Source organism: Myxococcaceae bacterium JPH2, from assembly GCA_016458225.1.
Lineage (GTDB): Bacteria > Myxococcota > Myxococcia > Myxococcales > Myxococcaceae > Citreicoccus.
Genome location: JAEMGR010000005.1, coordinates 105,354 through 118,340 on the forward strand (window position 1 = coordinate 105,354; position 12,987 = coordinate 118,340).

12 protein-coding genes are annotated in these 12,987 nt (G+C 64.9%); 7 read left to right on the forward strand and 5 right to left on the reverse strand.

All coding sequences use genetic code 11. The features are described from left to right. Nucleotides 1-3 precede the first annotated feature (3 nt). Nucleotides 4-435, reverse strand: coding sequence for a DUF2752 domain-containing protein (locus JGU66_09355; protein ID MBJ6760970.1), 432 nt, complete (start codon nucleotides 433-435; stop codon nucleotides 4-6). Between the two features lie 89 nt (nucleotides 436-524). Between JGU66_09355 and JGU66_09360 the strand changes: the two genes are divergently transcribed. Both JGU66_09360 and JGU66_09365 read left to right on the forward strand, forming a co-directional pair. Continuing rightward, complete coding sequence (locus tag JGU66_09360) at nucleotides 525-1,073, forward strand: DUF4920 domain-containing protein (GenBank protein ID MBJ6760971.1); 549 nt, start codon at nucleotides 525-527, stop codon at nucleotides 1,071-1,073. 3 nt (nucleotides 1,074-1,076) lie between these two features. Further along, nucleotides 1,077-1,676, forward strand: a complete 600-nt coding sequence (locus tag JGU66_09365) for a hypothetical protein (GenBank protein ID MBJ6760972.1) — start codon at nucleotides 1,077-1,079, stop codon at nucleotides 1,674-1,676. A gap of 87 nt (nucleotides 1,677-1,763) precedes the next feature. Here JGU66_09365 and JGU66_09370 read toward each other — a convergent pair whose 3' ends face one another. The 4 genes from JGU66_09370 to JGU66_09385 all read right to left on the reverse strand — a co-directional run bounded on the left by JGU66_09370 (nucleotide 1,764) and on the right by JGU66_09385 (nucleotide 8,339). After that, the gene (locus JGU66_09370; GenBank protein MBJ6760973.1) at nucleotides 1,764-2,681 is read right to left on the reverse strand and encodes a hypothetical protein; all 918 of its coding nucleotides are present in this window, start codon (nucleotides 2,679-2,681) and stop codon (nucleotides 1,764-1,766) included. A 98-nt stretch (nucleotides 2,682-2,779) separates the two neighbouring features. Further along, nucleotides 2,780-4,321, reverse strand: a complete 1,542-nt coding sequence (locus tag JGU66_09375; GenBank protein MBJ6760974.1) for a radical SAM protein — start codon at nucleotides 4,319-4,321, stop codon at nucleotides 2,780-2,782. Between the two features lie 112 nt (nucleotides 4,322-4,433). Further along, nucleotides 4,434-5,153, reverse strand: a complete 720-nt coding sequence (locus JGU66_09380; GenBank protein ID MBJ6760975.1) for a hypothetical protein — start codon at nucleotides 5,151-5,153, stop codon at nucleotides 4,434-4,436. 30 nt (nucleotides 5,154-5,183) lie between these two features. Then, nucleotides 5,184-8,339, reverse strand: a complete 3,156-nt coding sequence (locus tag JGU66_09385) for a TonB-dependent receptor (protein MBJ6760976.1) — start codon at nucleotides 8,337-8,339, stop codon at nucleotides 5,184-5,186. Nucleotides 8,340-8,569: 230 nt separating this feature from the next. On the opposite strand from JGU66_09385, the gene JGU66_09390 reads away from it, so the two are divergent. The 5 genes from JGU66_09390 to JGU66_09410 all read left to right on the forward strand — a co-directional run bounded on the left by JGU66_09390 (nucleotide 8,570) and on the right by JGU66_09410 (nucleotide 12,984). Then, nucleotides 8,570-9,319, forward strand: a complete 750-nt coding sequence (locus tag JGU66_09390; protein MBJ6760977.1) for an energy transducer TonB — start codon at nucleotides 8,570-8,572, stop codon at nucleotides 9,317-9,319. Nucleotides 9,320-9,390: 71 nt separating this feature from the next. Next, nucleotides 9,391-10,077 carry a MotA/TolQ/ExbB proton channel family protein gene (locus tag JGU66_09395; GenBank protein ID MBJ6760978.1) on the forward strand — a complete coding sequence of 229 codons (687 nt, stop codon included), beginning with the start codon at nucleotides 9,391-9,393 and terminating at the stop codon, nucleotides 10,075-10,077. A gap of 84 nt (nucleotides 10,078-10,161) precedes the next feature. Beyond that, entirely contained in the window at nucleotides 10,162-10,575 is a 414-nt protein-coding gene (locus JGU66_09400) for a biopolymer transporter ExbD (GenBank protein ID MBJ6760979.1), read from the forward strand. Then, nucleotides 10,575-11,072, forward strand: coding sequence for a biopolymer transporter ExbD (locus JGU66_09405; protein ID MBJ6760980.1), 498 nt, complete (start codon nucleotides 10,575-10,577; stop codon nucleotides 11,070-11,072). The genes JGU66_09400 and JGU66_09405 overlap by 1 nt, the downstream gene beginning before the upstream one ends. Nucleotides 11,073-11,382: 310 nt before the next feature. After that, nucleotides 11,383-12,984, forward strand: coding sequence for a YifB family Mg chelatase-like AAA ATPase (locus JGU66_09410; GenBank protein MBJ6760981.1), 1,602 nt, complete (start codon nucleotides 11,383-11,385; stop codon nucleotides 12,982-12,984). Nucleotides 12,985-12,987: the final 3 nt, after the last annotated feature.

The following is a 12,987-nucleotide window of genomic DNA, read 5'->3' on the forward strand; positions in this document are numbered from 1 at the left end:
GCTCTACATCAACCAGTGGGGGAAGCGCGTGTGCACCACGACATACGCGTAGTTGACGAGGACGACGACGGGAAGCGCGATGCGCGCGGCGATCCACTCGCGCTCGGTCAGTCGGACCTCCGGGATGGGCAGCTTGAAGGCCATGTGCAGCACCATCGCCACGGCCGCGAGCCCGAACAGCACGGCACACACCGTCCCGAGTGGGTTGGCCTCCCACGCGCCGGCGAAATTGAGATGGGCCACGCGGTCCGCGACCCGGGTCAACCCACATCCCAGACAGGGCCATCCGGTCCGCTGCCGCAGCACACAGCCCCAGAACGGAATGAGCTTCGCGACCGGGATGTACCGGGCGATGAGCAGCCCCAGCAGACCGGTGAGACCGATCCAGTCCAGGTTGCCGAAACGCCGATTCGGAGGAGACAGGGTGACCTTCATGCGCGCCGGGCGGGAAGTGTGCGGGATGCGCCGCTCGGATGGAAGGGTGCCTTGCCGTGGCCGAGACGATTGGGCTAAGCGAACAGCTCATGAGAACGCTCCGCACTGCCCTGCTGGCCCTGGCCGTGGTCCCCCTGGTCGCGCTCGCGGAAGACAAGGCGCCCGCCAAGGCCGCCTCCGCCGAGCAAGACTGCCACCACCCCGCGCAAGCAGCCGCGGCCCCTGCCCCCGCTCCGGCGGCGGCAGGCTGGACGCTCACCCGTGGCGAGGCCCTCAAGGGCGCGCCGGTCGTGAAGCTGGCGGACCTGCTCGCCAAGCCCCAGGCCCATGACGGGAAGACCGTCCGCGTCGAGGGGCTCGTCCGCAAGGCGTGCGAGCGCAAGGGCTGCTGGATGGAGCTGGCCTCCGCGAACGACAAGAACCCGGGCGTGCGGGTGACCTTCAAGGACTACGGCTTCTTCGTTCCGCTGGACTCGGCGGGCTCGCAGGCGCGCGTGGAGGGCGTGGTGAAGGTGGCGGAACTCACCGACGCTCGCGCGAAGCACTACGAAGAGGAAGGCGCGGTCGTCCCGCGCGGCGCGGACGGCAAGCCCCGCGAAATCCAGCTCGTGGCGACGGGCGTCGAGCTGCGCCGGTAACCCATGGCTCGCAGTTTCAGCATGCGCGGCGTGCAGGGCGCGGCCGATCGCGCCGTGCAGCACGCCCGCGCCTGGTTGTTGGAGACGGAACCCGGTTCACGGGTTCACGACGTGCAGCTCGATCCACGCTTCCAGCACCGGGGCGTGGACCTGCTCTGGGAACTCCCCACGGGAGAGGTCCGCGGCATCGAGGTGAAGGGCGACCGCAACGCGAGCCGCCGCCGCTACTTCTTCGAGCTGGTATCCAACCTGGAGAAGGACACGCCGGGGTGCTTCCTCTACAGCGGCGCGGACCTGATGGTGTACGTCTTCCTCACCCAGGGAGTGCTCCACGCCCTGCCCCTCCGGGCGGTGCGAGAGTGGTTCCTGCCTCGGGCGAAGGACTACGCGCTGAAGCACGCCTTCACCCAGACAGGCGCCATTCGCTACACCACGGTGGGCGCCGTGGTGCCCGTGCGCGACGTCGCCGAGGGAGTGAGCGGCGTCAAGCACGTGCCCCTCAAGCGAGCCGCCGCAGTGAGTGACGACGCCACGGCAACCGCCCCGGAGCCCGCCGTCCAAACAACCCCCGAGCCCACCGAAAAGCTCCGCCGCTCCGAGTAGGGCAAGAGCGCTCCGCAGAGCCCAGCCCAGGCTCAACCATGACATCGCGGCGCCACCACGGGCGCCGCGAGTACAGCCGCGCCGAACTCAGTGCGAGTGGCGGTGCCTCCGATGCCCAGGGTGCATCTTGTCGTGGGTCGCTTCCAGACGCTCCGCGGTGCGGACCAGGTCCAGGAGCGCGGCGCGATCATTCTGCTGCTTGAAGATGTGCTCCAGGCGAGGAACCAGGTCCAGAGCGAGGTGCAGATCGCCCTCCTTCTCGGCCGCCGCCAACAACTCCTTCGCCCGAGCAGCAGCCTGCTCGTTGGCCTGGAGGTGGATGAGCCCATCCACCGCAAGCAGGCGAGTGATGGGAGCGCGAGCAGTGTCGAGGGTGATGTTCACCAGGTCCTGCACCGCGGGCTCCCGCTCTCCCCGAGCCGCACGAGCCACCGCGCGGGAGATACCCTTCCGGTCGGGAAGGAGGAACTCCTCGAGGTCGGCGAAGGACTCCGCGTCCTCCGCATAGCCCTTCGCCGCAAGGGACTCGGCGAGCCCATCGAACAGCTCCGCGTCCCGCTCCGAGAACGGGGCCAGCGCCTCCTGGAGGAAGTTCCCCTTCAGGCCACCCTTCTCGTCCACGGGAAGCTTGGTCCGCAGCGCCTTCATGCGCTCGAACGCAGGCGCGACCGGCGCATCGGCAACACCCGCGAGCCGCTGGCTCAGCACCGCCATGAGCCCCGCGATTCCCTCGGTCAACTCAATGGGCGACACCAAGTCCGGCGTCCACCGCCGCCACAGTTCCACCGCCGCGGCCACCACGAAATCCTTGAAGGGACCGGTCCCCTTCCATTGGGCACTCCACTGCTGGGCAATGCCCAGGGGATAGGCCGACTCCGCCAGTTTGCGAAAGTCAGCCTCGCTCATGGGGATGCCGTAGTGCCCGAGCGTGCCCTGCAGGGCCTCCGTCGAGTAGCCCCCCAGGCCCTTCTGCTGCCAGCCCTTGTCCACGCGTTGCGTGCTCACCGCTCGCTCTCCGATGCCAGGGACGCCGCCATCGGCGCCGCAGGGCGCCTTCTAGCGGAAGACGGGGCCAGCATGCACGGGCAGGGTGAACTCCCTCGTCAGGCGGCCGACGCAGGCGGCCCAGAGGAAGGCACGACCGGCCACTTCGTCGGGTTGCGCCGTCCGTCCTCCACCCGCCGAGCAAGGTAGGGGACACAGCCTCGCGCATCGAAGGCCTTCTTCCAGGCCGCGAAGCTCCCCCCTGCTCGCCAGGCATCCATCGCGGCGAGCCCCGCCTCGGGGCCGCACTGGGCCAGCATGTACTCCACCCAGGCCCAGCGAGCGGATGTTGGCCGCACCTCGGCCCGGCCTCGCAAGCCTCGCCGCAGGCGCTCCAGCCGATTCTCGACCTCGCGCACCCCCGCGAAGGGAGCTCCATCCAGGGGCGTGTTGCGCTTCGCGACAAAGGGCGCCACACCCAAGGCCACAGGAAGGATGCGGGAGAGCTCCGTGGTGAAACGGATCAGCTCATCCACATCGACGTCCTCTTCGAAAGGCAGACCAACAACGTTGTAGACCTTGAGCTGCCGCATGCCCGCCGAGCGAGCGTACTGAGCGGCCCGGACGATCTGCTCCTCCGAGTGCTTCCGGTCCACGAGGTCCCGCATGCGCTGAGACGCACCATCCGCCGCAACGGTGAGGTTCGTCGCGCCACCTCGACGCAGTTGGTCCACCAGTTCCTGGGTCAACCGGTCCGCACGCAATGACGAGACACCCACTTCGCGTCCCGAGTCCGCGAGCGTCCTCAGCAGTTCGACAATTTTCGGGTGATCCGTCACCGCCGCGCCCACGAGCCCCACCCGCCGAGCATGGTCGGGAATCAACGACAGCACTCGCTCGGGAGGCACTGTTCGCATCCCGCCGTTCGTGGTGCGCCGCATGACGCAGTAATGGCATCCGCGCGAACACCCCCGCTCTGGCTCGATGAGGAACATCGAGCGCAGCTCGGTATGGGGCGTGATGATCTGCGTACGAGCGGGGAGCCGAGCATCCGTCGCCTTCGCGACGTGATACCGGGCACCGCCTCGCCCAGGCACGAGGAATCCGGGAGTGCGTGCCAAGAACTCCAACAGAGGCTCGCGCTCCATCGACTGCGCCGCATCCAACAGCACATGGATGAGGTCGTCCGCCTCCCCCTGAACCAGGACATCGACGAAGGGCTCGAGGGGATCCGGATTGGAGAAAGTGAGAGGACCGCCCGCGACCACCAGCGAATGGTGGGCGCCTCGCTGCTCTCGGAGCAGGGGGATGCCCGACAGCTCCAACATCGTGAACAGGCCGGTGAGTTCCAGTTCGTAGGCGACCGAGAAGGCCAGCATCGGGAACTCCGACACTGACGCCTGCGACTCCCATGTGAACAGCGGCGTTCGCGTTCGGCGGAATGCCTCCACATCATCAGGGAGGAAAACCCGCTCAGCCGTGGCGCCCGGCCGAGAATGAATCTCCCGGTAGATCGCCTGGTAGCCCAGTGAGCTCATCCCCACGTGGTAGGGGCTCGGGTAGCAGAGAGCCACCCGGTAGGGCGCCTCCTTGTGAAGCGTGCCTTGCTCATCCGCGAGCAGCAAACGGACACGTTCAATCAGCGCGTAGCGGCCCTCCAATGATCCTCCCAACCAGGTCGACCCAAAGCTCCATAAACACTGCGGCCCCGGACCGCCACTCCCATGAGGGAGGGCCGCCGGGGCCGCAGCAGGCAAGCGATGCCCGTTCAGTCTACTTCTTGAACGACGGGATCGCCTTGGCCGCCACGCACTTCTTGACGGTCGCGTCGCAGACCACGTCGAAGTCCGGGTTCACGCCCGAGCCCTCACCGCACGTATCGATCGCATTCGCCGGGTCAGACGCATCCGCCGTCGGATCGCAGGGCGTCGACGGCCAGATGGCGCGCACGACGTACGTCGACTTGCACCCGTTCTTGATGTAGGTCAACTCGCCCGTCAGCTGCGTACCAGGGGCGCTCGGAGCGGAGTAAACCCGCACGTTGCTGAACTGGTACGAAATCGCCGTGGTCGACGCCCCATCAACAGCATTGACCTTCGCCAGGTTGAAGTCGGTCGCGTTGCAGAACTGGTTCGCGTCGACGTCATTGGTGATGCCGCCCGTGCCCTGCAGATCCGAGTACTTGTTGTTCGGATCCTTGGAGCCCAGCGAGGCGAGCCCGCGGGGGCGAATGGTCAGTGCCGCCTTGTTCGTGCTGACGTCGTAGAACTTCCAGACGCCAAGGTCCTCACCCGCCGGAGCCTGCGACGCGGCAGTGCAGGTGACGCCCGCTTCAACCGGGACAGGCCCTTCCACCAGGTCGTACTTCCCGAACCAGGGGGCGGAGGCCGAGTCCTGGACCACGCAACCCGGCGTCGGCTGGTCCGAGTCACAAGCGGACACGGCCATTCCGATGCCGAGCATGACCACCGTCGAAAGAATGTTCTTGCGCATGATACTCATCTTCCTCACGTGGTCTGGTGACTAGAACGTGTACCGCACACCGAGACGAATCTGACGCGGCGGCTGGTAACGATCCGGGTTCTTGTAGTTCTTGTTGACGTCGTCGTAGGTGAGGTTGCTGCCGTCCTCAGCAAGCGTAACCGAGCCACCGTTCGGATTCTCCTTGGTCGGCAGGTCGCTGGCGCTGCCGCCCTTGACCGGAAGAACCTCGGCGAACGTGTAGGATTCGTCGACGCTGTCCACTCCCTGGAAGTTGAACAGGTTGAAGACATCAAGGGTCACGGACACCACGCTGTCCTTGCTGACGCGGTAGTTCACACCCAGGTTGGAGTCGATGCTGTTGATCCACGGGGTGCGGCCACCCGTGCCACGGGGCAGGATGAACGTCTCGTCCTGGCCGTAACCGGGGTAAGCGCCCATGTAGTTGATCGGCGTACCGGAGTTGCCGCGGTACGACAGACCGATGTTCGCGGAGAGCGCGTTGGTGAGGTTGAACTCCTTCGCGCCGAACACCTTGATGGCGTGCGTACGGTCGAACGGGAGCAGACCCGTGCGGTTGTCCAGGAGGCGGATCAGGTCGAAGTCCGAGAGGATGTTCGGATCGAGCTGGTTGTTCTCCGGGCGGAACAGACCGGGGTAGTTACCGTACAGACGCGACCACGTGTAGCTCGCCTGGGCCAGCCAGCCGTCAGAGAACGTGCGGTTCAGGTAGACGGTGACGGCGTCGTAGTTACGAACCGGCTTCGGGAACTCCTTGGCGAAGCCCGAGCCCGGGTTGCCGAGGAAGTAGGTGTTGCCCTCATCGCGGCTCATGTCCTCGATGACCGAGTTCATGTCGCGGTGGGTGTACGTGGCACCCGCGCGGGTGTTCGCGAGAAGTTCATACTCGCCGCCAACCACGAACTCATCCGACGACTGCGGCTTGATGTCCGGGTCAACCGGCTCGCTCTCCACCTTACCACCGGAGTACAGCTGGTTCGCGTTCAGGCTGCTCTCGGCGCGCGGAACAATGAAGTTCGGATCGGCGCACTCGTTGCGCTGCCCCTCACGCGTCGTGGGATCGCAGCCACCGGTCTTGCCCGGCTCGGCCAGACGGCGCTGAGCGCTATAGCGGCGCTCGCCCGGGAAGGCCCGGTCCATCATGTCCAGTGCGACCTGCTCGTAGTAGCGAGCGAAGTTCACGAACAGCTTCGCGCGGCCGTTACGGAGCGGGTCCACGATGGCACCCAGGCGAGGCGACCACTGGTTGCCAAGCACGAGGGCCTTCTGGCCATTGCCGCCGTACATCATCTGCATGTCATAGCGCACGCCCAAGTTCAGCGTGACCATGTTCGCGATGGACCAGCTGTCCTGCAGGAAGCCGCCCACCGTGTTGCTCTTGGTGTGGGACTGCTGCGTCAGCTCGGTCACCGGGCTGTCCGGCGCCGTCTGATAGCCGTAGCGACGCGAGTCGCTCCAGTTGCCATTGGAGTTCTCCTGCCAGAACACGCCACCGCCGTAGGCCTTCGTCTGATCATAGACGAGGAACTCGGTGTCCACGCCGCCCTTGAACACGTGGTTACCCAACGCGTTGTTCAGGATGTACGTGGCCTTAGCGTTGATCTGGTAACGATCCAGCTTCGCGTCCGAGAGGAACGCGGGACCTCCGACCGTGTAGTTCGTCACCGGGCAGCGCAGCAGCCTCTGCTCAGGCGAGTCGCCGCAGTACTGATCCTCATTCGGCACATGCTCGAAGAGGGAGAGCGGGCGCTCGGCCACGTACTGCGCCTGGGACAGACCCGCCAGACCCTGATCGGAACCGATCTTGGAGCCGTCCGCCGGGAGTCGCGAGTCGGTCTGGTGGAACCAGCCGAGGTTCGCGTCGACCAGGACCTTCTTCTCCATGAAGGCACCGGCGTACTTCAGGCCGAGCGCCGTCGTGTTGGTGTCACGCGAGATGAGACCGAAGTCTCCGGGGCGCGCCACCTGGGCCACCGGCAGACCACCCGTCTGGGGGTTGATCTGCAGCTTGCCCAAACCACCCGTCGTCGACGGCGTCCCGTTGAGGGACAGCGACACGTTGTGGTCCTGGTTGATGAGGTACGTCAACTTACCCATGTACTGGATCGTCCGAGCATCGGCGAAGTACTTGCTCTGGGACCCAGGGATCTCGTTGACGACGCTGAAGCCGTTCGCGTCCTTCTTCACCGCGCCCGTGTCATCCAGCTCGAACGAGTTCAGAGCGCGGGTGTGGGTGTAGCGGGTGAACGACGGCGCGAAGCCGGCGAAGAACCACAGCTTGTCCTTCAGGATCGGACCACCGAGGGTGGCGCCGAAGTCGCCCATGTTCTTCAGGGCGTTGTTGCCCGTGACCGTGGTGCCGTCCTCGACGACCAGCTTCCGGTTGCCTTCGAAAGCGCCCGGGGTCCAGTTGCCGAACACGGAACCGTGGAACTCGTTCGAGCCCGAGCGGGTCACCGCGTTGACGACGCCGCCCGTGGAGCGACCGAACTCCGGCATGTAGCCGCCGGTGATGATGTTCACGTCCTGCACGAACTCGATGCTCATCGGGCTCGCGTTCACGCCGTAGGCCGGGTCGTTCGTGGACAGGCCGTCCACCACGTAGCCGTTCTCAGGCGAGGTCGTGCCGTTGATCGAGACACCGTAGGCGTCCGCCTGCGCGCCAGGCGCCAGCTCGGCCAGGGACTCGAAGGAGCGCGCCGCGCCACCCTTGCCACCCGGACGGGCCACCGCGATGCGGTTGATGAACTCCTGATCGACGTTCACGCCCGTGTTGGTCGACCCAACGTCGATCGTCGGCGGGGTGCCGATGACCGTCACGTCCTGCGTGAAGGAGTCAGGCAGCAACTCCACGTTCACGCGGATCGTACGGTTGAGCCGCAGCTGAACATCCGACCGAGCGAACGGCTTGAACGACTCCTTCTCGAACCGCAGGGTGTACGTACCCGGCGGCAGCTGAGGAATACGATAGTTACCCTGTGCGTCAGTAACCACGGTCTGCTCGCCCTGAAGATTGGGCGAGGTAGCAGTCACAACGACATCAGCAGCAGGCTGCTTGCTTTCGGTATTGAGAACCGTACCGATGATGACGCTGGACTGTGCGAAAGCCGCAGATCCATAAAGCAGACCTGCAGCCAGGACAACTCCGGTTTCCCGGAGCACTCGGCTCACTTGCATACCAAACCCCTCCAAGGTGGGCTGCAACCGAAAATGACTGCGGAAAATATCTGAGGTCGGCCAGTTGTCAATAGACCGTTGCTTTTTGGTGACCAGTGGGGCATTGCGCGATCACGCTGGAGGCTTCCCGGCAGGGTCGCTTGAACCCGGTCCACGTTTCTGTATGGTAGCACGCCCTTCAATCCGGGCAGGGCGTGACGGGTGTCCACTGGTGAAGAGGAGTAAAGTGCATGTTCGATTCAGTCCTTGACCGCGGGCAAGGACCCAGGTCGCGCTTCGGCGTTGGAGCCGTCGTCTCGGCGTTGCTCCACCTCGGCCTGTTTGTCCTGGCGGTCTACCTGTCAACGCGGCCGCCTCCCGTTGAGGAGAAGGAGGTCGAGGTGACGCTGAAGGCCACCATGGCCCCGCCGCCTCCCCCTCCGCCGCCTCCTCCTCCCGCGTCGAAGCCCAAGACCGAGAAGAAGGTCACGCCCAAGAAGCCGAAGGACGTGATCGTGCAGCCCAAGGAGATCCCGAAGGAGAAGCCGCCCGAGGCCGAGCCTCAGCAGGAGGCTGAACCTGAGGAGGCTGCTACTGAGGAAGAGGTCGAGGGCGGTGTCGAAGGTGGCGTCGCTGGAGGCGTCGTCGGCGGTGTTGTCGGCGGTGTGATCGGCGGTGTGGTGGGCGGCCAGCTGGGCGGCACGGGAACAGATGTCCTCCCGTTTGGTTCAGGCATGTCGCGCCCCGAGAAGGTCGGCGGCCCAGAGATCACCTATACGCGCGAGGCGCTCGAGGCACACGTCCAGGGTTTGATGATCGTGAAGTGCGTCATCACAACCGAGGGAAAGGTCGAGCGCTGCCGAGTCATCAAGCCGCTCCCTCACATGGAGAAGGCGGTCCTGGACGCGCTGGCGGCCTCACGCTACAAGCCGGTCATGTTCCAGGGGCGCGCTGTCCAGGTTGATTACACCTTCAATATCAAGCTTGCCATGCCGCGTTGAAGAACGCGTCACGAAAATAAGTAGCAGCGACGATTTTCCCCCGCGCTCGTGAGGAGGAGCGCTCGAAAGCCATGCACTTTACCCTTACTGAAATCTGGGCGCAGACGGGCCTCTTTGCCCGCCTTATCATCATCACCCTGGCGATCATGTCAGTCTCTTCGCTGGTTGTGATGGCGGAGCGCATCTTCGTCTTCCGCAAGACGCGTTCCGACAGCCGCAACTTCGCGTCCAAGATGGGCGCCATCCTCGCGAAGGGCGACCTGACCACCGCCGCGAACACCAACCTGGGCAAGGACGTGGGCCACCTGGGCCGCGTCATCAACTCGGGTCTGACGGCCTACCGCATCAGCCCTGGGAACAAGGAAGTCGCGGTCGAGTCGGTGGCTCGTGCACTCGAGCGCCAGGCGCAGCGTGAGGTTCAGAGCCTCAAGCGCGGTCTGGGCGTGCTGGCGACGGTCGGCTCCACGGCCCCCTTCGTCGGTCTGCTCGGCACCACGATGGGCATCATCAACGCCTTCTCGATGATGGCCGAGTCTGGCGCCGGCGGTTTGGGCACCATCTCCGGCGGTATCTCGGAGGCGCTCATCACCACCGCGTTTGGTCTGCTCGTGGCCATCCCCGCCGTGATGGCATACAACTTCCTGCAGGGCTGGGTGGATGCTCGTGCGGTGGACATCTCTGAGTCCTCCAACGAGTTCCTGGACGTGGTCGCCCGGCACATGGCCGGCGGCGGGACGCAGTCCTCGCACGCGGCCTAGTTCCCCGCGCACGCGGGGGAGTCAGGGCCCGCCTCGGCGGAATCTCCGAGAGGCGGGCCTCTCCATCCAGATCCAGGTGCACGCATGGGAATGTCAGCAGGCCCCAAAGGGGGCATCAAGAGCGAGATCAACGTCACGCCCCTTGTCGACGTGGTGCTGGTGCTCCTCATCATCTTCATGGTCATTACCCCCATGCTCCAGCGCGGAAAGTCCGTGGAGCTGCCCAAGGCCACGGAGATTGACAAGGACAAGAAAGACACCTCCGAGCCGATCATCCTGTCCATTACCCCTGACAAGAAGGTCTTCGTCGAAAACGACGAGGTGAACGAGCAGGGGTTGCAGGAGAAGCTCGCCGCGGAGCTCGTGAAGGATCCGAGCAAGAAGATCCTGCTCAAAGGTGACAACGCGCTCAACGTGGGCGACGTGCGCAAGGTGCTGGACATCGCCCGTAAGGCGAAGGCGAAGCAGATCGCGCTCGGCGTCGAGGAGAAGAAGTAATGGCCCGCGGACACAAGTCGCGCCAGTGGGTGCAACCGCAGAGCGCCCCTAATTCGGACATCAACGTCACGCCGCTCGTGGACGTGGTGTTGGTGCTCCTCATCATCTTCATGGTGGTGACTCCGCTGATGGAGAAGGACATCGTTGTCCGCGTCCCCGACACGGAGATGCAGGAGAACACGCCTCCGGATCCCAGCGACGATCAGCTCGTTGTCCAGGTCGACAAGAACGGCGGCTACTCCATCAACACGGAGCAGATTCCCGCGTCCGACTACGTCGCGCGCCTCAAGCGGATGCTGAACGCCAAGAAGCCGGACGACCGCATCGTCTTCTTCATGGCGGATGACTCGACCAACTACGGGAAGCTCGTGGGTGCGCTAGATGGCGCCCGTGCCGCAGGGGCCAAGATCCTCGGCATGGCTACGGAGCTGCCTGAGAACGCGGTCGTCCAGGGCACCCAGTCCGGCCAGCCGGAGACGCCTCCCGCCACGCCGTAGTCCAAAGCATTGCTGGCTCGTGTCCCAAGCGAGCCGAGATGAAAGAATGCCCGTCGGCCGGAGTACTCCTCCATATGGCCGGCGGGCATTCGCTTTTATGGCCTCTGGGAGCCTCGCTGGACAGCGCCAAGGCCTCACACCGTGTGCTCCGAAACTCCGCGCTTCCGCGACGCCCATGACGCCATTCTGGACGTCTCGTTGAACTGGACCAGCATCCGACCTGATGGACGCCCTGCCCTGCGTTTCTGCTTGGGGCATATCAGGTACGACGTTTGCTCTCCTTTCCTCACAAGAAAGGGAGGGGAGCGCAATGCTGGCAAGGGTGCGGTCGGGAGCCTTGATGGGCGTCGACGCGGTCGTGGTGGAGTGTGAGGTCGATATGGCGCTGGGCCTGCCCTACTTCAACGTCGTAGGGCTTCCGGAAGGCGCGGTCCGCGAGTCCAAAGTTCGCGTCATCTCCGCACTGAAGAACGCGGGGTTCGAGCTTCCCCAGAAGCGCATCACGGTGAACCTGGCTCCCGCTGAGCTGCGGAAAGAAGGCGCTGCCTTCGAACTCCCCATCGCGCTGGGTGTGCTCGCCGCTGCGCGCATCATCGAGGCGCAGAGCCTTGAGCCCTTCCTGTTTGGGGGCGAGCTATCGCTCGACGGCACCGTGAAGCCCATCAAGGGCGTCCTCGCGCTCGCGGCAGCTGCACGTGACCACGGCTACGCAGGCGTCATGGTCCCCACAGCGAACGCTGCCGAAGCCGCGCTGGTCGAGGGAATCCAGATCCTTCCCGTGCCGCATCTGCGCAGCGCGGTCGAACACCTCACCGGCACCTCGATCTTGCCGGCCTACGCCAGAGACATGAGACCTCGGGCGAAGGAGCGGGAAGCCATGCCTGACATGGCGGATGTGCGTGGGCAACCTGAGCTGAAGCTCGCGCTGGAACTTGCCGCAGCAGGAGGCCACAACCTGCTCATGTGCGGGCCTCCTGGCTCTGGCAAGACCATGCTTGCGAGAAGGCTGCCAGGAACTCTCCCAGAGATGGCATTCAGCGAGGCCCTTGAGGTCACAAAGATATACTCAGTCCTGGGGCTCCTTGGAGAAGAACAGGCGTTGATGTGTGAGCGACCGTTCCGCGCTCCACACCACACCCTCTCGGATGCGGGACTCGTTGGAGGAGGCCCTACTGCGAGACCCGGAGAGTTGTCCCTCGCCCATCATGGTGTCCTGTTTCTCGATGAGCTTCCCGAGTTCCGGAAGAACGTCTTGGAAGTGCTCCGACAGCCGCTTGAAGAGGGGGCCATCCATCTCGCACGTGCCAATCAGCACGTGACGTACCCATGTCGGGTCATGCTGGTTGCCGCCATGAATCCGTGCCCCTGTGGCTACTTCAACGTCCCCAGCCGGACATGCACGTGCTCGGAGCACCGCGTCTTCGACTACCACTCCAAGGTGAGCGGCCCCCTTCTCGACCGCATCGACATCACGGTGCAGACCCGTGCCGTGGAGTACCACCAGCTCTCATCGACAGCCCCACCGGAACTCCCCAGCCTTCACTATCGACTGCGCGTCGCCGCCGCGAGGGAGCGCCAGCGCGAACGGTTCAAATCCGAGACTGGCGTGCACTGCAACGCCCAGATGCCGGCTCACTTGCTACGTCGGTATTGTGTCCTCGCGCCCCGCGCGGAACGAACACTCGAACTCGCCGTGCGCCACCATGGACTCTCAGCTCGTGCGCATGACCGCATCCTCAAGCTGGCCCTGACGCGTTCCGACCTGGAGGGGCATGCGCGCATCGAGGACGTCGACATGCAACTCGCGGTCGACTGCCGGATGCTGGACAGACGAACCTGGTTGCATGCCAACGCACAGGGCAGCCGCTCCTCCAGGAGCGACACATTCTCCCGCCTCCTCGAGCCTTCTTGAGCC

Excerpts from the sequence above, each read along its gene's own strand:
- JGU66_09355 (MBJ6760970.1), bottom strand. The coding sequence starts at position 435 with ATGAAGGTCACCCTGTCTCCTCCGAATCGGCGTTTCGGCAACCTGGAC.
- JGU66_09360 (MBJ6760971.1), top strand. The coding sequence starts at position 525 with ATGAGAACGCTCCGCACTGCCCTGCTGGCCCTGGCCGTGGTCCCCCTG.
- JGU66_09365 (MBJ6760972.1), top strand. The coding sequence starts at position 1,077 with ATGGCTCGCAGTTTCAGCATGCGCGGCGTGCAGGGCGCGGCCGATCGC.
- JGU66_09380 (MBJ6760975.1), bottom strand. The coding sequence starts at position 5,153 with ATGCGCAAGAACATTCTTTCGACGGTGGTCATGCTCGGCATCGGAATG.
- JGU66_09385 (MBJ6760976.1), bottom strand. The coding sequence starts at position 8,339 with ATGCAAGTGAGCCGAGTGCTCCGGGAAACCGGAGTTGTCCTGGCTGCA.
- JGU66_09390 (MBJ6760977.1), top strand. The coding sequence starts at position 8,570 with ATGTTCGATTCAGTCCTTGACCGCGGGCAAGGACCCAGGTCGCGCTTC.
- JGU66_09395 (MBJ6760978.1), top strand. The coding sequence starts at position 9,391 with ATGCACTTTACCCTTACTGAAATCTGGGCGCAGACGGGCCTCTTTGCC.
- JGU66_09400 (MBJ6760979.1), top strand. The coding sequence starts at position 10,162 with ATGGGAATGTCAGCAGGCCCCAAAGGGGGCATCAAGAGCGAGATCAAC.
- JGU66_09405 (MBJ6760980.1), top strand. The coding sequence starts at position 10,575 with ATGGCCCGCGGACACAAGTCGCGCCAGTGGGTGCAACCGCAGAGCGCC.
- JGU66_09410 (MBJ6760981.1), top strand. The coding sequence starts at position 11,383 with ATGCTGGCAAGGGTGCGGTCGGGAGCCTTGATGGGCGTCGACGCGGTC.